At 65.6% G+C, this 18523-nt stretch carries 18 protein-coding genes and 5 tRNA genes; 13 read left to right on the top strand and 10 right to left on the bottom strand.

What is annotated here, in order from left to right; all coding sequences use genetic code 11:
- From Q352_RS0118185 to Q352_RS21940, 9 genes are all read left to right on the top strand, one after another.
- Window positions 1–1446, top strand: coding sequence for an RNA polymerase factor sigma-54 (locus Q352_RS0118185; protein ID WP_028500535.1), 1446 nt, complete (start codon window positions 1–3; stop codon window positions 1444–1446).
- Window positions 1447–1516: 70 nt separating this feature from the next.
- The gene (gene hpf, locus Q352_RS0118180; protein WP_028500534.1) at window positions 1517–1855 is read left to right on the top strand and encodes a ribosome hibernation-promoting factor, HPF/YfiA family; all 339 of its coding nucleotides are present in this window, start codon (window positions 1517–1519) and stop codon (window positions 1853–1855) included.
- Between the two features lie 265 nt (window positions 1856–2120).
- On the top strand, window positions 2121–2588 hold the full coding sequence (gene ptsN / locus Q352_RS0118175; RefSeq protein WP_028500533.1) for a PTS IIA-like nitrogen regulatory protein PtsN: 468 nt from the start codon (window positions 2121–2123) through the stop codon (window positions 2586–2588).
- Complete coding sequence (gene hprK / locus Q352_RS0118170) at window positions 2581–3537, top strand: HPr(Ser) kinase/phosphatase (RefSeq protein WP_028500532.1); 957 nt, start codon at window positions 2581–2583, stop codon at window positions 3535–3537. The genes ptsN and hprK overlap by 8 nt, the downstream gene beginning before the upstream one ends.
- Window positions 3518–4363 carry an RNase adapter RapZ gene (gene rapZ / locus Q352_RS0118165; RefSeq protein ID WP_028500531.1) on the top strand — a complete coding sequence of 282 codons (846 nt, stop codon included), beginning with the start codon at window positions 3518–3520 and terminating at the stop codon, window positions 4361–4363. The genes hprK and rapZ overlap by 20 nt, the downstream gene beginning before the upstream one ends.
- Window positions 4360–4725 (top strand): NusG domain II-containing protein, encoded by a 366-nt coding sequence (locus tag Q352_RS0118160; RefSeq protein ID WP_028500530.1) that lies wholly within the window; start codon window positions 4360–4362, stop codon window positions 4723–4725. The genes rapZ and Q352_RS0118160 overlap by 4 nt, the downstream gene beginning before the upstream one ends.
- On the top strand, window positions 4715–5236 hold the full coding sequence (locus tag Q352_RS0118155; protein ID WP_036386976.1) for a Gx transporter family protein: 522 nt from the start codon (window positions 4715–4717) through the stop codon (window positions 5234–5236). Before Q352_RS0118160 ends, Q352_RS0118155 begins: the two co-directional genes overlap by 11 nt.
- Complete coding sequence (locus tag Q352_RS0118150; RefSeq protein WP_028500528.1) at window positions 5233–5877, top strand: flavin prenyltransferase UbiX; 645 nt, start codon at window positions 5233–5235, stop codon at window positions 5875–5877. Before Q352_RS0118155 ends, Q352_RS0118150 begins: the two co-directional genes overlap by 4 nt.
- A 1-nt stretch (window position 5878) precedes the next feature.
- Entirely contained in the window at window positions 5879–7276 is a 1398-nt protein-coding gene (locus Q352_RS21940; RefSeq protein ID WP_036386975.1) for an NAD(P)H-hydrate dehydratase, read from the top strand.
- Here Q352_RS21940 and Q352_RS0118140 read toward each other — a convergent pair.
- From Q352_RS0118140 to Q352_RS0118105, 8 genes are all read right to left on the bottom strand, one after another.
- A complete protein-coding gene (locus Q352_RS0118140) occupies window positions 7258–7653 on the bottom strand; it encodes an RNA-binding S4 domain-containing protein (RefSeq protein ID WP_028500527.1) in 396 nt (131 codons plus the stop codon). The two genes, Q352_RS21940 and Q352_RS0118140, sit on opposite strands and share 19 nt — an antisense overlap.
- Window positions 7653–8303, bottom strand: a complete 651-nt coding sequence (locus tag Q352_RS0118135) for a fumarylacetoacetate hydrolase family protein (RefSeq protein ID WP_028500526.1) — start codon at window positions 8301–8303, stop codon at window positions 7653–7655. Before Q352_RS0118135 ends, Q352_RS0118140 begins: the two co-directional genes overlap by 1 nt.
- A 132-nt stretch (window positions 8304–8435) precedes the next feature.
- A tRNA-Arg gene (locus Q352_RS0118130) sits at window positions 8436–8512 on the bottom strand.
- Window positions 8513–8807: 295 nt separating this feature from the next.
- A tRNA-Glu gene (locus tag Q352_RS0118125) sits at window positions 8808–8883 on the bottom strand.
- A gap of 1 nt (window position 8884) precedes the next feature.
- Window positions 8885–8961, bottom strand: a tRNA-Arg gene (locus Q352_RS0118120).
- A 21-nt stretch (window positions 8962–8982) separates the two neighbouring features.
- A tRNA-Glu gene (locus Q352_RS0118115) sits at window positions 8983–9058 on the bottom strand.
- Window positions 9059–9061: 3 nt separating this feature from the next.
- Window positions 9062–9138 (bottom strand) — tRNA-Arg (locus tag Q352_RS0118110).
- A gap of 361 nt (window positions 9139–9499) precedes the next feature.
- Complete coding sequence (locus tag Q352_RS0118105) at window positions 9500–11059, bottom strand: sensor domain-containing diguanylate cyclase (RefSeq protein WP_028500525.1); 1560 nt, start codon at window positions 11057–11059, stop codon at window positions 9500–9502.
- 441 nt (window positions 11060–11500) lie between these two features.
- On the opposite strand from Q352_RS0118105, the gene Q352_RS0118100 reads away from it, so the two are divergent.
- The 3 genes from Q352_RS0118100 to Q352_RS0118090 all read left to right on the top strand — a co-directional run bounded on the left by Q352_RS0118100 (window position 11501) and on the right by Q352_RS0118090 (window position 15493).
- Entirely contained in the window at window positions 11501–11977 is a 477-nt protein-coding gene (locus tag Q352_RS0118100) for a sigma factor-like helix-turn-helix DNA-binding protein (protein ID WP_028500524.1), read from the top strand.
- Between the two features lie 8 nt (window positions 11978–11985).
- A complete protein-coding gene (locus Q352_RS21935; RefSeq protein WP_051529077.1) occupies window positions 11986–13005 on the top strand; it encodes a FecR family protein in 1020 nt (339 codons plus the stop codon).
- A 79-nt stretch (window positions 13006–13084) separates the two neighbouring features.
- Window positions 13085–15493, top strand: a complete 2409-nt coding sequence (locus Q352_RS0118090; RefSeq protein WP_084300389.1) for a TonB-dependent siderophore receptor — start codon at window positions 13085–13087, stop codon at window positions 15491–15493.
- A gap of 9 nt (window positions 15494–15502) precedes the next feature.
- Here the strand turns inward: Q352_RS0118090 and punR are convergent, their stop codons facing one another.
- A complete protein-coding gene (punR, locus tag Q352_RS0118085; protein WP_211249654.1) occupies window positions 15503–16435 on the bottom strand; it encodes a DNA-binding transcriptional activator PunR in 933 nt (310 codons plus the stop codon).
- A gap of 143 nt (window positions 16436–16578) precedes the next feature.
- On the opposite strand from punR, the gene punC reads away from it, so the two are divergent.
- Window positions 16579–17781: a purine nucleoside transporter PunC gene (punC, locus tag Q352_RS0118080; RefSeq protein ID WP_028500521.1), complete on the top strand. Its 1203-nt coding sequence runs from the start codon at window positions 16579–16581 to the stop codon at window positions 17779–17781.
- Window position 17782: 1 nt separating this feature from the next.
- On the opposite strand, the gene Q352_RS0118075 is transcribed toward punC, so the two are convergent.
- A complete protein-coding gene (locus tag Q352_RS0118075) occupies window positions 17783–18334 on the bottom strand; it encodes a methylated-DNA--[protein]-cysteine S-methyltransferase (RefSeq protein WP_051529076.1) in 552 nt (183 codons plus the stop codon).
- Between the last annotated feature and the right edge of the window lie 189 nt (window positions 18335–18523).

The raw sequence follows: 18523 nt of genomic DNA, 5'->3' as shown, positions 1-18523 counted from the left end.
ATGAAGCAAAGCCTCCAGCTCAAGCTGGGTCAGCAACTGACCCTTACGCCCCAACTGCAACAGTCGATCCGGCTGCTGCAGCTCTCGACGCTGGACTTGCAACAGGAAGTGGAACAGTTCATCGCCGACAATCCGCTGCTGGAGCGCGACGAGGGCCGTGACGAAAACGGCGCGGAAGTCAGCGATGCCGGCGAGATTGCCATCAACGGCCATGACGAGCCGCGTGAGCCACCGCAGCAGCAGGACGGGGCCGGCGGCAACGACGACAGCGCCACCGACCTGAACCTGGTCAACGACTGGTCCAGCTACGGCCGCAACGGCAGCGACGAAGACGACGACTGGGACCCGCACCAGAACCTGACCCGGGCCACCACGCTGCGCGAGCATCTGCTGGCGCAACTGGCCGAGCTGCCGCTGTCGGTCCGCGACCGGGCAATGGCGATGGTCATCATCGAGGAACTGGACGACGACGGCTACCTGCCCTGCCCGCTGGAAGAGCTTGCCGTCCATCTGCCGGCGGAACTGGAGATCGATCCCGACGAGCTGACCGTGGCGCTGACCCTGGTCCAGCAGTTCGAGCCGGCCGGTGTCGCCTCGCGCGATCTGACCGAATCGCTGCTGCTGCAACTGGCGGCCCGGCCCGAGTCGCCGGCCAGGCCGCTGGCGCAGGACATCGTCCGCCACCACCTGCCGCTGCTCGCCAACCGCGACTTCACCCGGCTGCGCCGCGCCACCGGCGCCGACGACGAATCGATCCGGCAGGCCCAGGCGCTGATCGCCTCGCTGAACCCGCGTCCGGCCGCCGGTTTCGGCAGCGGCGACACCCACTACGTGATGGCCGACGTGCTGGTCCGTCGCGATCGCAACGGAATCTGGCTGCCCCTCTTGAATCCTGCGACTCAGCCCAAATTGAAAGTAAATCAGCTGTACGCGCAGATGCTCAGCCGGCACCGCGGCGAGGCCGGACAATTGTCCGGCCGGCTGCAGGAAGCCAAGTGGCTGATCCGCAACATCGAACAGCGGGCCGACACTATACTCAGAGTGTCGCAGGTCATCGTCGAGCGACAGCAGGCGTTCTTTGATCAGGGTGAAGTCGCAATGCGCCCCATGGTGCTGCGCGACGTCGCCGACGAATTGGGATTGCACGAGTCGACCATCTCCCGCGTGACCAGCAGCAAGTATCTGATCTGTCCGCGTGGCGTGTTCGAACTCAAGTACTTCTTCGGCACGGCGCTGGACACCGATTCCGGCGGCGAATGCTCGGCTACCGCCATCAAGGCGCGGTTGCGCAAGCTGATTGCCGACGAAGACCCGCACAAACCGCTGTCGGACAGCGTGCTGGCCGAACGGCTCGGTGACGAGGGCATCCAGGTTGCCCGCCGCACCGTCGCCAAGTATCGCGAGGCATTGCTGATACCACCGGTAAACCAGCGGAAAACGATTTAACGCGCGTCAAGGCGCGCCCCCTGCGTATCCAGCAACATGGATACGCCAGCCCACCAGAAGGAGTTAGGGTATGAACCTGAACATCACCGGCGTCCATCTCGAAGTCACTCCGAGCCTGCGCGACTACCTGTCGGAAAAAATCGACCGCATCACCCGCCACGTCGATAACGTCATTGCCGTCAACGTCGCCCTCTCGGTCGAGAAACTCGACCAGAAAGTGACGGTCGACGTTCACCTGAAGGGCAAGGACATCCACGTCGAGGAAGTCGCAGCCGACATGTATGCGGCCATTGACCTGGTTGCCGACAAGCTGGACAGACAGGTGCTGAAGCACAAGGAGAAGAGTACGGATCACTTCTCGGACAAGGCGCACAAGGCACAGGAGCTGTCCGCCGGCTCCGAAGCCTGAGCCTGAAGAAGACTCACAAGGGCAAGCGCCCGCGGTCGTCGTGCCGCTGGCTCAGGCCTGACTGAAAGGGGGGGACTGCCGGAAACGGCAGTCCCCCCGTTTGATTGCGGGCCCTCGCGCCCGGAGGGGTGCCGGCACAGGCATTCCGCTGCCGGTCTGCCCTTTGCTGGTGCAGACCGGCCGGGGTGCCCACTAATGCGGCAGACGCTCCCGCCGTAACCGGCTAGAATGGCCCCGTTTTGATTACTCGTACTCGTTGACGACCATGAGTCTGATCGCAAAGATCCTGCCCAGCACCGACCACCTGCTCGTCGATCTCGACGTCAGCAGCAAGAAACGCGTGTTCGAGCATGTCGGCATCCTGTTCGAGAACGCCTACGGCATTGCCCGCAGCACCGTTTTCGACAGCCTGTTCGCCCGGGAAAAACTCGGCTCCACCGGACTCGGTCACGGGGTTGCCATCCCGCACGGTCGCGCCAAGGGGCTCAAGGACGTCGCCGGCTGCTTCATCCGCCTGAAATCCCCGATTCCGTTCGACTCGCCCGATGGCAAGCCGGTCAGCCTGCTGTTCGTGCTGCTGGTGCCCGAGCAGGCAACCGACCTGCATCTGCAGGTACTGTCGGAACTCGCACAGATGTTCAGCCGCCGCCAGCTGCGCGAAGCGCTGGCCGCCGCACCGGATGCCCAGACCCTGTTCCAGCTTCTGACCACCCAGCAGGACAGCCATGCCTAGCATCACGGTCAGGAAGCTTTATCAGGACAACCGGCAGAAACTCAATCTGAACTGGGTCGCCGGCTCGTCCGGCATCGACAACCTGATCGGCACCGACGACCAGCGGCCAACCCTGGCCCTGGTCGGCCACCTGAACCTGATCCACCCGAACAGCCTGCAGGTGCTCGGCGTCGCCGAATGCGACTACCTGAACCAGCTGGGACAGGACGCGGCCCGCGAAGCGCTGGAGCAGCTGTTCCGGCTGCCGATGTCGGCCATCATCGTCGCCAACGGCCAGCCGGTTCCGGCCGCACTGAAGGCCGCCTGCGAACACCAGCGCGTGCCGCTGATCGCCTCGAGCCAGGCCTCGCCGTACCTGATGGACGTGATGCGCATCTACCTGGCGCGAGTCCTGGCGGTGTCCACCGTGCTGCACGGCGTGTTCCTCGACGTGCTCGAGGTCGGCGTGCTGATTACCGGCGACAGCGCGATGGGCAAGAGCGAACTGGCACTGGAACTGATTTCCCGCGGCCACGGCCTGGTGGCCGACGACGCGGTCGACCTGTTCCGCATCGGCCCGGAAACCCTGGAAGGACGCTGCCCGGACATGCTGCGCGACTTCCTTGAAGTGCGCGGCCTCGGCATCCTCAATATCCGCACGGTGTTTGGCGAAACCGCCATCCGGCCGAAAAAGATCCTCAAACTGATCATCCATCTGGTCAAGGCCACCGACCAGATCATGCAGGACATCGACCGGCTGGCCATCCAGTCGGAAACGCAGGAAGTCCTGAACGTCAAAATCCGCAAGGTCACCATTCCGGTGGCTGCCGGTCGCAACCTGGGCGTGCTGGTCGAAACCGCCGTTCGCAATTACATTCTCCAGCTCAGGGGCATCGACAGCACGCGCGACTTCATCGAACGGCAGACGCGCATGTTGAGGGAGCAGGAAAATGCAGCTGATCCTGATTAGCGGACTGTCCGGCTCGGGCAAGAGCATCGCCTTGCGCATGCTCGAGGACAGCGGTTTCTATTGCATCGACAACCTGCCGGCCAGCCTGCTGACCAGCGTGGTCGAGCAGGTGCGCCCGTTCGGCTACGACCATGTCGCCATCAGCGTCGATACCCGCTCCGCGGCCGCACTCGGTGCGCTGCCGGCGGCGCTGGACACGCTGCGCGCCAGCGGTGACGACGTCCGCGTGCTGTTCCTCGACGCGCAGACCGATACCCTGATCCGCCGCTTTTCCGAAACCCGCCGCCGCCACCCGCTGTCCGGCTGCGCGCTGACCATTCCCGAATCCGTGGCCCAGGAGCGGCAGATGCTGGGCGATGTCGCCGAGCTCGGCCATCGCATCGACACCAGCGACCTGTCCGCCAACCAGCTGCGCCGTTATGTGCGTACCTTCGTGTCGCTCGACATCGGCTCGCTGGTGCTGATCATCCAGTCGTTCGGCTTCAAGCATGGCGTGCCGCTCGACGCCGATTTCGTGTTCGATACCCGCTGTCTGCCAAACCCGTACTACGACCCGGAGCTGCGGCCGATGACCGGCCGCGATGCCCCGATAGCTGCCTTTCTTGCCGCCGAGCCGCAAGTCGGCCAGATGGAGGACGACATCGCCGGGCTGATCGAACGCTGGCTGCCGGCCTTCCGTCTCGACAACCGCAATTACCTGACCGTCGCCATCGGCTGCACCGGCGGCCAGCACCGCTCGGTCTATCTCGGCGAACGCCTCGCCGCCCGCCTGCGCCAGGGCGAGCAGACGGTACTGGTCCGCCATCGCGAACTCGACGAAGCATGATTCCACTCCGCGCCGGCGACGCGCTTGCGCTGCTGCTCGGCGCTGCGCTGGTCGTCGCCAGCGCCCTGCACTTCTGGCGTGACGGCATCGGCGAGACCCTGCGCGTGCGCGCCGATGGCCGGGTGGTCGAAGACCTGCCGTTGCGGCTGAACCGCACCCTGTCAGTGCCCGGCCCGCTTGGCACCACCGTGGTCGAAGTCCGCAACGGGCGTGCCCGTATCGCCACCGATCCCAGCCCGCGCCAGTACTGCGTGCGCCACGGCTGGCTGTCCCGCCCCGGCGAAATGGCGATCTGCCTGCCGAACCGGACCAGCATCGAAGTCCTGCGCCGGCAACAGGAGTACGACAGCCTTGGCTACTGAGCGCGTCATCGAGCTGCACGCCCTGCCGGCCGATCGTCGTCTGGCGCGGCTGGCCGCGCTGGCCATCGTGCTGGCGCTGTTCGACGCCGGCATTCCGACGCCGCTGCCCGGCATCAAGCCCGGTTTTGCCAATATTGTCACCCTGCTGGCACTGGAACGGCTCGGCCTGCGCGCCGCCATCGCTGTCAGCGTCCTGCGCATTTTCGCTGCCGCGCTGCTGCTCGGCAGTCTGTTCACCCCGGGCTTCTTCCTCAGCGCGGCCGGGGGGGCGGCCAGCCTGCTCGGGCTGGCGCTCGCCCATCGCCTGCCCCGCCGCCTGTTCGGCCCGGTCACCCTGTCGCTGATTGCCGCGTTCTGCCATATCGGCGGCCAGCTGCTGCTGGCCAGACTCTGGCTGATTCCGAGCAACGGCCTCGGCTATTTCGTCCCGCTGTTTGCCGCCGCCGCCTTCGTCACCGGCACGCTGAACGGTATCATGACCACCCGACTGCTCGCTTCACGCCCCCAATGACCCCTCCCGCCACTGTTACTCTGGCCCTGACCGGTGCCTCCGGCCTGCCGTACGGGCTGCGCCTGCTCGACACCCTGCTGCAGGCTGGCGTCCACGTCCGGCTGCTGTATTCACAGGCGGCACAGATCGTCGCCCGGCAGGAAATGGGCTGGACCCTGCCGTCCCGCCCGGCCGGGGTCCAGCGCGACCTTGCCGCCCGCTTTCACGCCGCAGACGGCCAGCTGGCGGTCTATGGTCGCGACGAATGGTTCGCCCCGGTCGCCAGCGGCTCGAATCCGTCCGATGCGATGGTGGTCTGCCCGTGCTCGATGGGCACGCTGGCAGCCATCGCCCACGGGCTGTCCGACAACCTGATCGAACGCGCCGCCGACGTCAGCCTGAAAGAGCGCCGCCCGCTGATCCTGGTGCCGCGCGAAACGCCGTTCTCGGTCATCCATCTGGAAAACATGCTGAGCCTGGCCCGCGCCGGCGCGATCATCCTGCCGCCATCGCCGGGCTTTTACACCCATCCGCAGACGGTCGACGACCTGGTCGACTTCGTGGTCGCCCGCATCCTCGACCAGTTGCGCGTGCCGCACCAGCTGCATGCGCGCTGGGGCGAGGCCGATCCTGCCGCAACACCGCCTGCCCCCGGAGACTGACATGAACCGCCCGATCCACACGCTTGCCACGCTGCGCCATATCGAAACCCTCGCCGGGCAGGCCGGCATGCCGCTGATGGATCGTGCGGCCGGCGCCATCGCCGACCGGGTCGAGCAGCGGATCGTGCGCGGTGAGCCGATCCTGGCGCTGGCCGGACGCGGCAACAATGGCGGCGATGCCCTGCTGGCCGCCGCCCGGCTGGCCGCACGCGGCCATCGCGTCGATGCCTGGCTGCCACTGGGCGAGCCGGCAACCGACGACGCGCGGCGTGCCCATGCCCAGGCTCTGGCCGCCGGCGTCACCCTGGTTGTCGCGCCACGCACCGCACCGGCGCTGGCACTGGACGGCCTGTTCGGCATCGGTCTGCGCCGCGCGCCCGACGCGGCCGCCTGTGCGGCCATCGACTGGCTGAACGGCATCTCCGGCCACCGGCTGGCGCTCGATGTGCCGTCCGGACTCGACGCCTGGAGCGGCCAGGTGACCGGCTGCGCCGTGGCCGCCACCGAAACCCTGACTTTTCTTGCCGACAAGCCCGGCCTGCTGACCCATGACGGCCCGGACCAGGCCGGCGACGTGCATCTGGCCACACTGGACATCCCGCCCGCCTGGTGGCCGGCAGCCGACGGCGCCTGCTACCAGCCCGACGACGACATTACGCACCGGCTGGCACGAAAACAGAATGCCCACAAGGGCAGCTTCGGCTGTGTCGCCGTGCTTGGCGGCGCGACCGGCATGACCGGCGCCGCCCTGCTGGCTGCGCGCGCAGCACTGCGCACCGGCGCCGGCAAGGTCAGGATCGGGCTGCTGGAGCCGGCACTGGCGGTCGACCCGCTATACCCGGAACTGATGCTCGACGACGCCCCCCGCGCCATCGCCCACACCGATGTCACGGTCGTGGCGATCGGCCCCGGGCTCGGTCAGTCGCCGGCGGCCGCGCAATTGCTGCGGGACACGCTGCAGCGCGGCGGACCGCTGGTGCTCGACGCCGACGCCCTGAACCTGATCGCCGCCGATGCCGGCCTGGCCGACCTGTGCCGGACCCGGGGCGCCGCAACCGTGATCACCCCGCACCCGGCCGAAGCGGCGCGACTGCTGGGCACCAGCACCGAAGCGGTACAGTCCGACCGGATCGCCGCCGTCCGCCAACTGGCCAGCCGTCTGAACGCGGTCGCGCTGCTGAAGGGCTGCGGCACGCTGGTGGCCGGGCCGGACGGCTTCTTTACCGTCAACCCGACCGGACACCCGGGCCTGGCGCAGGCCGGCCAGGGCGATACGCTGACCGGCATGATCGCCGCCCTGCTGGCGCAGGGGCTGAGCGCCGGCCAGGCGGCCCGTCACGGCGCATGGCTGCACGGCCAGACCGCGGGCAGTATCGTGGCTCAGTCGACGCGCCGGTAGCGATCGATCTCGCGACGCGCCTTCTTGGTCGGTCGCCCCTCGCTGTACGGGAAAGTCGCGTGCTCGGCCTTCAGCTGCAGCAGGCGCTCCTCGCGCCGGGCAATGCTTTCCGCCGATTCCTCATACAGCTCGCGCGCAATGGTCGCCGAACCGCGCTTGTCGGACACGGCGCGAATGGTCAGCGCATATTCGAGCTGATTCAGCCGCAGGCCGACCCGGTCGCCCACCTTGACTGCATGGGCCGGTTTGGCACGATCGCCGTTCAGGCTGACGTGACCGGCATCAATGGCCGCCTGCGCCAGCCCCCGCGTCTTGTAGAAGCGGCTCGCCCACAGCCATTTGTCCAGCCGGATCCGGCCGGTTTGCGCATCCGCCATCAGATCACCCCGAAGCCGGCCGACACCACACCGTCCAGCGTCAGCACGAGGCGATCACCGGCCGCAATGCGTGCCACGCCTTCCGGCGTGCCGGTATAGATCAGGTCGCCGGCGGTCAGCCCGTATTGGGTCGACAGATAGCTGACAATCACCGGTAGCGGAAACAGCATCAGCGCCGTGTCGCCATGCTGGCGCGTCTCGCCATTGACCTGCAGCGAGAAGGTGAAGCGCTCCGCCGCCACCTGCCCGGCCGGAACGAAGGCAGACACGCAGGAGGCCCCCGGAAAGCCCTTGGACTTGGTCCACGGCTGGCCTTTGGCTTTCATCGCCGCCTGCACGTCGCGGGCCGTCAGGTCGAGCCCGATGCCATAGCCGGCGATCGCCGACATCGCCTCCGCCGGCGCCAGGTCACGCGCGTCGCGGCCGACCAGCAGTACCAGTTCGCATTCGTGGTGGATATCGTCCGACCAGACCGGCAACCGGACCGGATCGGGTTCACGCAGCAGCGACGAGGTCGGTTTCAGAAACACCAGCGGTTCGTCGGTTTCGACGGCATTGCCGAGCTCGGATGCGTGCGCCGCATAATTGCGACCGATGCAGAAAATATTGGCCACCGCGTGCTCGCGGCCGGCAAGGGAAACAGTCGTCATGACAGTGATCGTTCGGAGAAAAGGAATACGCGCACAGCGTAGCGCAGACATGCCGCCCGGACCAGTGAGCGGACGCGAAAAGGCCGCTTCTGACGAAGCGGCCTTTTCAAATCCGGAACTGATGGGGATGGATGGCGCACCCGGAGCGATTCGAACGCCCGACCCTCTGGTTCGTAGCCAGATACTCTATCCAACTGAGCTACGGGTGCGCATGTCACACTTTTTCAGCGACGACTCCAGCGATCAGTCCGGCAGGCCGGACCCGAAACCGGCATGGCCGCGTCTCGTCGTGGAGTGGTGAAACTATGCCATAGTGGCTAACCCTCTGCAAGCGTGAAATTCGGAAACTGCAGGGGTTTTCCGGTAAAAATGCTGTGATCTGCATCAGCAACAGCTTGATTGAATGCAGCTTTATCTTATTCCCGGCAGATCGTGCCCGAGCAGCGGGGCAAGCCGGAACGTGAAAACGGCCGCTTCCTCGAAAGAAGAAGCGGCCGCCTGAATTGGCGTCCCCACGGGGAGTCGAACCCCGGTCGTCGCCGTGAAAGGGCGGTGTCCTAGGCCTCTAGACGATGGGGACATGGCGCACCCGGAGCGATTCGAACGCCCGACCCTCTGGTTCGTAGCCAGATACTCTATCCAACTGAGCTACGGGTGCGTGTGTCACACTTTGATACTATGGCGTCCCCACGGGGAGTCGAACCCCGGTCGTCGCCGTGAAAGGGCGGTGTCCTAGGCCTCTAGACGATGGGGACATCTGGCGCACCCGGAGCGATTCGAACGCCCGACCCTCTGGTTCGTAGCCAGATACTCTATCCAACTGAGCTACGGGTGCGCTGTTTTGGCAATGACAGGGTTGCCCCCGCCGCTTGTCAATTTCCTGACCGGTCCGTCTCCGTTGCCTTCGTCGGCGATCAAGGAGGCGAATTATGTACATAAACCGGTAACGCGTCAACACCCTGATCGCAACTTTTCCACCGTCGTCACAGGCAGGATTCACCCGTTCGTCATTGGCTGCCGCCGGAGACGCCAGGACCGCCACCACGGCAAAACCGCCAAACCATTGATCCGTTTCCAGGTTTCTCCAGCCGGCGCATGCCATTCATTCCCCGACGATGCAGCACGATGGACGAGTTTGCGCACAATGCCGGCCACCACGAAAGAACCGCGACCGGCCCTGGCTTCGGTTCACCGGCTCACTTTTCCGCCGCGGCCATTTCCACCCGGTTGCGCCCGTTGTGCTTGGCCAGATACAGCGCCTCGTCCGCCGCCTTCAACACGGCCGTCACGGTTCCGGCACTGCCCGGCCAGTGGGCAACGCCAAGCGACAGGGTGACCGGTTCCCCGGTCGGACAGTTGGTAGCAGCAATGCGTTCGCGCAGGCGCTCGGCGATCTGGATCGCCATGTCCAGGCTGCAACCGGGCAGCAGCATGCAGAACTCTTCGCCCCCGCTGCGACAGACCTGGTCATCACTGCGCGAGCCCTCGCACATCTGCCGGGCCAGGTACTGCAGCACCAGATCGCCCACATCATGCCCGTGCCGGTCATTGACCCACTTGAAGTGGTCGATATCCATGGCGATCACTGCAAACGGCCGTAGTTCGGCCTGCCATTGCGCCAGCGTCGCCTGCATGCCGCGACGATTGATCAGCCCGGTCAGTTCATCGGTAACGTTCTCCACATTGAGCCGGCCCAGTTTCTGGTTGATCCGGCCCAGTCCGGCCAGCACCGCCCGCTTGAGCTTGTCGGCTTCGTCATACCAGGCCCGGACCTGATTGATTTCCTCGGTCGCCGCTGGCGAATCCCAGTCCCTGGCAGTGGCGGCCAGCCTGGACAGCGGCTGGGCAATGACCCGCGAGATCCACCACACCCCGAGCACCGACAGCAGGAAGAACGGCGCCGCATGGCGGATGATGCTCAGCATCAGCGCATTCAGCCCGTCCAGGGTATCCGCCGTGGGGCGCTGGGCAACAATGCCCCACTGGGTAAGATGCATTGGCGCATAGCCGGCAAGCATGTCGACATGGCGGGAGTTGATCAGCCGCTGACTGCCTGCCTTGCCGGCAATCACCGCCTCGATGGCCGGATTTCCGTTCACCACCGTTCCGACCCGCGCGGTATCGCGGTGATAGATCAGCCGCCTTTTATTATCAACGACATACAGATAGGAACCATCGCGATAATGGTTTTCGCCCAGCAGGGACTGCAGGATATTCTGTTCGTGCAGATAAATCGTCCCTCCCAGATAGCCGAGGTAGCGTCCGTTACGGGCAAAGAGCGGATGGGAGATGAAAATGACCAGCCGGCCGGTGCTGGCAATATACGGCGGAGAAATCAGTGGTTTGCGCTTGGCCAGGGCTTCGCGAAAGCCGGCACTGTCCAGCCAGGTGCCAGTCAGGTGCAGCGACGCCGGTGAAGACGCCAGGATGTGCCCGTCCGGCCGGATGACCACGACCGAATTGAAACTGTTGGTCTGCCGCTTCAGGCGCTCGGTTTCCGCCACCAGCGATGCCGGATGCGCCATCAGCGGTGGCAGCAGATTGGCGCTGAATGCCAGCTGCTGCTGGGCCGCAGCCAGAAAATTATCCGTGCTGCTGGCCAGCTTGGTCGCATACGCATAATTTTTTTCCAGCTCCAGCTGTATCAGCAGATCACGCTGGGTCTGGTAACTGGCATACAGCGTATAACCCAGCGTCAATAACGCCATGCTCAGGGCAAGCAGCAATATCAGCTGGCGGAGGGTAATCTTTATCATGGCGTCATTATCACGTAGAGAAGCCATGGGCTGCGCATGACTTGGTAACAACACATTCGCCAAGTGTACATTCCGGATTCCAGGGAAACCCGATATTCCGGATCGGCAATGCGTGGCCGGTCAATCTACGGGAACAGGGTAAGTCCGGGAGAATCGGGAGTAAAGAAACACTAATGAAACACTGTGCATTCCATTCCCTTTCATCATGGCCCACATTCATTTTCCCGCAGGGAGAAAATGAAAATAACTTGAAGAATCAACACACAGCTGCTGGTCATATTCCCGCCCCGGCACAGACCGGCGGCGACAAAACGCCTGCAGTGGTGGTCTGACTGGGAGGGGTGTCACGCACGATGGCGGTCGACAAATATTCATGCAACTGAAATAATAACGATTCTTGTTTGCATTTGTGACGTTTTGCCACGGACCTCCTGCCCCTTCATGACTGCGCGCCACTACCTGGAACTCGTCAATTTCTTCTCCCGTTCCCTGCGTGACCGCGATGCGGCGGCGGATGTGGTTCAGGAAAGCTATTCCCGGGTGCTGGCCATGCGCCAGCCGGAGGCAGTGCTCGACCTGCGCGCGCTGCTGTACCGCATCGGCAAGAACATCGTGATCGATGACGCCCGCGCCCGGCAGGCCGAGCAGCGCATGCTCGACACGCTGGGGCTGATCAGTGCCGACAGCGCCCCGTCGCCGGAGCGCGAGGCCGATGCCCGCCAGCAATGCCGCCGCCTTGCCGCCCGGCTGGCGGTCATGCCGCGCAAGCGGCGGGAAGCGTTCATCCTGGTTCGCATCTACGGCTTCAGCCATGCCGAATCCGCCCTCCACCTTGCCACCACCGTGGCCGCCATCGAGAAACACATCGTGCGGGCCGTTTGCGATCTGTTCGATCTCGCCACGCTGCGCACAGCCTGAACCACACCATGCCCCGTCCTGAAACCGATTGCCGCCGTGAACGCCAGACCGCGCAGCGCCTGTTCGAGCACGCGCTGCTGCTGATCGCCCGCCAGCACGGCGGCGACCCGGCCCAGGCCGAGGCCTGTCACCAGGCCCAGCAGCAATGGCGGCAGGCCGACCCCTGCCACGAGGCCGCGTTCCGCGCCGCGCAGCAGGCGTGGCAGGCGACCGAAGCCGGTTCCCTGCGCGGTGCCCTTGCCCTGCCACCGGTCCGCACCGGCGCGCAGACCCTGACCCGCCGCCGGCTGATAAGCGTGCTCGGTCTGGCTGGACTGGGCCTGGCAACCGGGGGTCTCGGCCACTGGTACCGGGCCCAGCCGCTGCAGCAACTGAGCCTGCGAACCGGTCAGGGCCAGATCGGCAGCAGTCTGCTGGCCGATGGCAGCCAGCTGGCGCTGGCCGCCCGCACCGAAGCGCGGGTCCTGTACTACCGGGACCGGCGCGAAGTCCTGCTGGCGCACGGCGAGATCCGTTTCGATGTCCGCCCCGACCCCGAGCGGCCCTTCATTGTCGTAACCGACTGGGGCCGGGTGCAGGTGTTCGGCACCGTGTTCTCGGTCGCCGTTCGCCAGACCGGCATGCGGGTCGCCGTCGCCAGCGGGCGGGTCGGCGTATGGCGACGCAGCGCCACCCGGGAAGGCACCGTCGCCCTGTCGCCCGACATCGCGCTGACGGCAGGTGACAGTGCCGATATCGACCATGCCGGCCTGCGCAGCGGCCATGTCTCACCGGACGACGTCGGCGCCTGGCGCCAGGGCTGGCTGGTATTCGATGCGCAGCCGCTGTCGGTCGCGGTCGAACGCTGGAACGACTATCTGGCCACGCCGCTGGTGCTGGAACGGGATGCGGCACTGGCCGGCCTGCGCCTGACCGGCAGTTTCCCGCTCGCCCGCCCGGCGGCCTTTCTGGATGCCCTGCCGCGCATCCTGCCGGTGCGGGTCGTCCGCAGCCCGGACGGCCCGGTCCGGATCCAGGCCCGACGCTGAGGGCCGGTGACAAAATAATTGTCCGGTCATGGCGCTCCCGTTCGTCCTCACGGCAAACCCATCACAAGGACGTTCCGACATGCCCCGTGGATTTTCCCTGGCCGCCGTCACGCTGGCGGTCCTGGCTGCACCGTTTGCAGCCGCGGCCGATGCCTCCCCGGCCCTTTCCGGCCGACAGACCCTGTCGTTGCCTGCGCAGCCGCTCGGCCAGACCCTGAATGCGCTGGCCAGGCAGTCCGGTACCGCCATCTCGGTCGACGCCGCACTGATCGCCGGCCGGCGCGCCCCGGCCCTGCAGGGCACGATGACGCTGGGCGAGGCCCTGCGCCAGGCACTGGCCGGCAGCGGACTGCTGGCCACACCGGCCGGCACCGGCATTTCGGTCCACAGCGGCGACCGCGCCGGTGAGGTCGCCCTGCCGGAAGTCACGGTCTCGGCCAGTACCGGCCGCAGTGCCGTCACCGAAGGCAAGGGCTCCTACACCACCGGCTCGATGAGCACCGCCACCCGCTTGCCGCTGTCGATCCGGGAAACGCCGCAGGCGGTCACGGTCATGACCCGGCAGCAACTGAACGATCAGGCGATGACCAGCATCACCGATGTGGTCCGCAATGCCCCGGGCCTGTTTCTCAGCACCAGCAACGGGCCGGGCCGGCCCGATTTCAGCGCCCGCGGCTTCAGTGTCGACAATGTGATGTACGACGGGCTGCCGTCCAGCTACCAGGGCTGGATCGTCGGCGCCCAGGCCAATATGGCGATGTTCGACCGGGTGGAAATCGTGCGTGGTGCCACCGGTCTGGTCAGTGGCAGCGGCACGCCGTCGGCCGCCATCAATCTGGTACGCAAGCGCCCGACGGCGGCACCGAAGCTCAGCCTGACCGGCAGCGTCGGCAGCTGGGACAACTACCGGGGCGAAATCGACGCGTCCGGCAGCCTGAATGAAAACGGCACCGTCCGTGCGCGGGTGGTCGGTTCATGGCAGGACGCCCATACCTTCCGCGATGTGGAAGCCTACGACCACGGTCTGTTCTACGCCGTCGGCGAGGCCGATCTCGGCGAACGGACCCTGCTGACGGTCGGTGCCTCGTACCAGAAGGATTCCACCAACAATTTCTGGGGCGGCCTGCCGCTGACCGTGACCGGCGGCCACATGAACCTGCCGCGTTCGACCTTCCCCGGCAATGCCTGGGAACGCAAGGAGCAGAAGATCACGACCGTCTTCGGCGAGTTCAGGCATCAGTTCGACAATGACTGGAGCGTGCGGCTGGCCGCGATGCAGGCCTGGCAGGACGCCGTGTTCTCCGGCACCTATCTGGTCCGTTCCAGCCCCACCGACCTCGGCCACAACGCCTATCAGTCCGGCCACGACGAGGACCAGTCCAGCTACGATCTGTATGCCAGCGGCCCGTTTGCGCTGCTGGGACGCTCGCATGAGCTGATGGGCGGCATCAGCCGGCGCCAGACCCGGCTGGCCACGGACAACTACAGTGGCAACGGCATGATCAGCCAGCATGTCGACCCGTTCAGCTGGGACCCGCACAGCGTGCCGAAGCCCCATTTCGTCTATACCGACACCTCGCACGAGGTCACGACCCAGGAAGGCGTCTATCTGGGCACGCGCCTGAGCCTGGCCGACCCGCTGAAGCTGATCCTCGGCGCCCGCCTCGACTGGTACGACTATGAGGGCAGGTCCGAGGCCAGCGACTACAAGGTCACCCGCAACCTGACCCGCTATGCCGGCCTGATCTACGACCTCGACCGCCGGCATTCGGTCTATGCCAGCTATACCGACATTTTCACGCCGCAGACCTCGAAGGACACCAGCGGCAGGATTCTCGATCCGATCGTCGGCGAGAACTACGAAATCGGCATCAAGGGCGAGTATTTCGGCGGCGCGCTGAATGCCGCCGTGGCGCTGTTCCAGATCGAGCAGAAGAACCGGGCGCGGCTGAACAGCGACCAGAGCCTGTGCCCGACCTTTCCCGCCACGTCCTGCTACCAGGCTTCGGGCCTGGTGCGCAGTCGCGGCATCGATGTGGAAATCCAGGGCGCGCTGACCCCCGGCTGGCAACTCAGCGCCGGCTACACCTACACCCGGGCCAACTATATCCGCGACAGCGATCCGGCCAACGAGGGCAAGCGCTTCAACCCCGACATGCCACAGAACCTGTTCAAGCTGTCCACCGTCTACACCCTGCCCGGCGACCTGAGCCAGTGGCGGGTCGGCGGCACCCTGTACTGGCAGAGCGACATCTTCAACGAAGGCAGTTACGAGGGCGTGGACTTCCGCAATGAGCAGAAAGCCTATGCCGTGGCAGACCTGATGCTCGGCTACCGGGTCAACCGCCATCTGGACCTGCAGCTGAACATCAACAATGTGTTCGACAAGACCTACTACAAAGCCGTGGGCTCCGATGTGACCTGGGGACCGACCGACAGCTATGGCGATCCACGCAATGCCATGCTGACCGCCCGCTATGTCTTCTGAGTCACCGGCTCAGGTCTCGCTGAACCACTCCAGGTTCAGCGTCGTACTGTCGCCCAGATAGTCGAGCAGCCACGCCATCGCCGGCGACGGGGTATTCTGCGCCCAGGTCAGGCAGCAGGGGCTGGGGGGGTACGGACGCTGCAGCGACAGCGCAACCAGCTTCCCCGCCGCGACCAGCGGCACGGCCCGGTGCGCCGGCACCATGCCGACGCACAGGCCGTCGCACAGGCAGTCCAGCGCGGAGGCCCAGTCCGGCACCACCAGCCGGCGCTGGTTGTCCAGCATCCAGGCCTCCCGCTTCGGCAGGCTGCGCGAGGTGTCCTCCAGACACAGTGCCGGACAGGGGCGCAGCAGGTCGTCATCCAGCGGCCCGGTCAGCGCGGCCAGCGGATGCCGCTGGCCGACCACGCACAGCCAGTTCATGAAGCCCATATCGCGAAAGGCAAAGCTGCCGGCCACCGGCACGGCACGCGTGGCGCCGATGGCGATGTCGGCGCGCCCGTCGGCCAGCGCATCCCAGACGCCGTTGAACACCTCATGCCGGACGTGAAGTTCGACATCCGGGAACTGGCGATAGAAATCGACGACCATCTGCCGGCTGCGCTGCGGTTTGACGATATTGTCCACCGCGATATTCAGTTGCCCGCGCCAGCCGTTGGCGACCTGCTGGCACTGGCGCCGGGTGGCGAGCATCGTCCGGCTGACCGCTCGCGCCTCGCGCACGAACAGCGCTCCGGCCTCGGTCAGTGTCACATCCCGGTGCCGCCGCTCGAACAGCGGCACCGCCAGCCATTGCTCCAGCTGGCGCACGGTATAGCTGACGGCTGACGGCACCCGGTTCAGCTCCTGCGCGGCTGCACTGAAACTGCCGGTGCGCGCCACGGCGTCGACCACATCAAGTGAATATTCCGACCACATGCCCTTGCCTTCAATTTTTTTCATCCATCACGGCAAATATTAGCGCTTCACGTCATGGCATCCATCCGAATAAATTAAAAAAAGAGCTGACCGCTGCCTGAAAAACCGGATGAGGCGGTCATTCCTGAGAAGCAAATTCCTTGAAAGCCATGGATGAAAAAAGTGTCATGAAGTTGTCGTTCGGATTTACCTGTTATCTCGCCGGGCTGAGCATGCTCGGCTACCTGGCCACCGACATGTACCTGCCCGCCTTCGGCGCCATGCAGCACGAGCTGGGCCTGTCCGCCAATGTGATAGGCGCCAGCCTGAGCCTGTTCCTGGCCGGCTTCGCCTGCGCCCAGTTGCTGTGGGGACCGTTGTCGGACCGGCTCGGGCGCAAGCCGGTGCTGTTGCTGGGCATGGGCCTGTTTGCCGTCGGCTGCCTCGGCATGTTCTGGGTGCAGGGCGCAGTGCCATTGCTGGCGGTGCGCTTCCTGCAGGCCGTTGGCGTCTGTGCCGCGGCCCTTGTCTGGCAGGCACTGGTGATCGACCGCTACCCGGCCGACCAGGCCCGGCGTGTCTTCGCAACCATCATGCCGCTGGTGGCCCTGTCGCCGGCACTGGCCCCGCTGCTGGGTGCATGGCTGCTGAATCACCTGGGCTGGCGGTCAATCTTCGCCGTGCTGCTGGTCATCACCGTGCTGCTGCTGGTGCCGACCCTGCTGCTGCAGGAAACCCGGCGCCAGGCATCCGCCAGGGCGCGGCGCGAACGGGTCAGCTATTTTTACCTGCTGAAGTCACCACGGTTCAGCGGCAATGTGCTGATGTTTTCCGCCTGTACTGCCGGTTTTTTCGCCTGGCTGACCGGTTCGCCGTTCATTCTGGGTGAAATGGGCTACAGCCCGGACGTGATCGGCCTCAGCTATGCCGTTCCGACCCTGGCCTTCCTGGCCGGCGGATACGGCTGCCGCACGGCACTGCGCCGCCTTGACGGCAATCGCCTGCTGCCCTGGTTGCTGCTGCTGTACGGCCTCAGTCTGATCGCACTGTTCCTGGTGGCGACCCTGACCACACCGACGCTGCTGACGCTGCTGCTGCCGTTCTGCTGCATGGCACTGGCCAATGGCGCCAGCTATCCGATCATCGTCGCCAATGCGCTGATGCCGTTCCCGGACAATACCGGCAAGGCCGCCGCACTGCAGAATGCCCTGCAGTTCGGACTGTGTTTCGTGACCAGCCTGCTGGTGTCGTCCTTTGTCGCCCGTCCGCTGCTGGCGACGACCGCGACCATGCTGGCCACGGTCGCGCTGGCGGCCCTCGGCTATGCCATCCAGTCCCGCCGCCCGGCCGCGCCGGCCCGAGCGGCACCGGCCCCCGGCTGCGCGCAGTAAATCAGTCGCCCCCCCGTTCCCGCTGCAGCTGGGCGCGCTTGCGCTCGATGCCCCAGCGGTAGCCGGTCAGCAGGCCATCGCGGCGCAGGACCCGATGGCAGGGAATCGCGATGGCAAACACGTTGGCGGCACAGGCGCTTGCCACGGCGCGCACGGCCGCCGGCGCACCGATCTGCTGTGCGACGTCGGTATAGGTGACGGTCTGCCCGACCGGAATCGTGCACAGCATCTGCCAGACCCGCTGCTGGAACGGCGTGCCGCCGACATCGAGATCGAGCGCCGGGTCGCAGCCGCCGGTGTCGATCAACGCCGTCACGCGCTCCAGCTCACCGTGCAGCGGCGCCGGTTCGAGGCAGGTGCCGGGAAAGATCCCGGCCAGCTGTGCCGGCAGCGCGTCCGGCAGGTCATCCAGCAGGATGGCGCACAGTCCGCGATCACTGCGGGCCACCAGTACGGTCCCCAGCGCGCAGCGGCCCATGGCATGGCGCAGCGTGCCGCTTATCGGCTGATGACGAAAGTGCAGCCTGGGTGAGGAAAAGGCAGGCGGGTTCATGGTCCAGATCTCCCGGGTTGATTGAGGCCAGTGTGGCATGTGATCGTTCCCGCAACACTCCGCTCCTTGCGCTTGAATTGATCCTGCCGGTTTTCCGCGAAAATCCGCTGCTGGCAGATTTTCCCAATATGACGACAGCTTTATTTTTATTCAATTCAAACCATTTTTTGAAACAGCAACCGATCGCAG

It is taken from the genome of Microvirgula aerodenitrificans DSM 15089, from assembly GCF_000620105.1.
In the GTDB taxonomy this organism is placed as follows: domain Bacteria; phylum Pseudomonadota; class Gammaproteobacteria; order Burkholderiales; family Aquaspirillaceae; genus Microvirgula; species Microvirgula aerodenitrificans.
Note: the sequence above shows the minus strand (reverse complement) of the source record. Positions and strands in the feature narration are given on the sequence as shown.

What these genes read in the sequence shown, in the direction of transcription:
- Q352_RS0118185 (WP_028500535.1), top strand. Translation starts at nt 1, where the DNA reads ATGAAGCAAAGCCTCCAGCTCAAGCTGGGTCAGCAACTGACCCTTACG.
- hpf (WP_028500534.1), top strand. Translation starts at nt 1,517, where the DNA reads ATGAACCTGAACATCACCGGCGTCCATCTCGAAGTCACTCCGAGCCTG.
- ptsN (WP_028500533.1), top strand. Translation starts at nt 2,121, where the DNA reads ATGAGTCTGATCGCAAAGATCCTGCCCAGCACCGACCACCTGCTCGTC.
- hprK (WP_028500532.1), top strand. Translation starts at nt 2,581, where the DNA reads ATGCCTAGCATCACGGTCAGGAAGCTTTATCAGGACAACCGGCAGAAA.
- rapZ (WP_028500531.1), top strand. Translation starts at nt 3,518, where the DNA reads ATGCAGCTGATCCTGATTAGCGGACTGTCCGGCTCGGGCAAGAGCATC.
- Q352_RS0118160 (WP_028500530.1), top strand. Translation starts at nt 4,360, where the DNA reads ATGATTCCACTCCGCGCCGGCGACGCGCTTGCGCTGCTGCTCGGCGCT.
- Q352_RS0118150 (WP_028500528.1), top strand. Translation starts at nt 5,233, where the DNA reads ATGACCCCTCCCGCCACTGTTACTCTGGCCCTGACCGGTGCCTCCGGC.
- Q352_RS21940 (WP_036386975.1), top strand. Translation starts at nt 5,879, where the DNA reads ATGAACCGCCCGATCCACACGCTTGCCACGCTGCGCCATATCGAAACC.
- Q352_RS0118140 (WP_028500527.1), bottom strand. Translation starts at nt 7,653, where the DNA reads ATGGCGGATGCGCAAACCGGCCGGATCCGGCTGGACAAATGGCTGTGG.
- Q352_RS0118135 (WP_028500526.1), bottom strand. Translation starts at nt 8,303, where the DNA reads ATGACGACTGTTTCCCTTGCCGGCCGCGAGCACGCGGTGGCCAATATT.
- Q352_RS0118105 (WP_028500525.1), bottom strand. Translation starts at nt 11,059, where the DNA reads ATGATAAAGATTACCCTCCGCCAGCTGATATTGCTGCTTGCCCTGAGC.
- Q352_RS0118100 (WP_028500524.1), top strand. Translation starts at nt 11,501, where the DNA reads ATGACTGCGCGCCACTACCTGGAACTCGTCAATTTCTTCTCCCGTTCC.
- Q352_RS21935 (WP_051529077.1), top strand. Translation starts at nt 11,986, where the DNA reads ATGCCCCGTCCTGAAACCGATTGCCGCCGTGAACGCCAGACCGCGCAG.
- Q352_RS0118090 (WP_084300389.1), top strand. Translation starts at nt 13,085, where the DNA reads ATGCCCCGTGGATTTTCCCTGGCCGCCGTCACGCTGGCGGTCCTGGCT.
- punR (WP_211249654.1), bottom strand. Translation starts at nt 16,435, where the DNA reads ATGAAAAAAATTGAAGGCAAGGGCATGTGGTCGGAATATTCACTTGAT.
- punC (WP_028500521.1), top strand. Translation starts at nt 16,579, where the DNA reads ATGAAGTTGTCGTTCGGATTTACCTGTTATCTCGCCGGGCTGAGCATG.
- Q352_RS0118075 (WP_051529076.1), bottom strand. Translation starts at nt 18,334, where the DNA reads ATGAACCCGCCTGCCTTTTCCTCACCCAGGCTGCACTTTCGTCATCAG.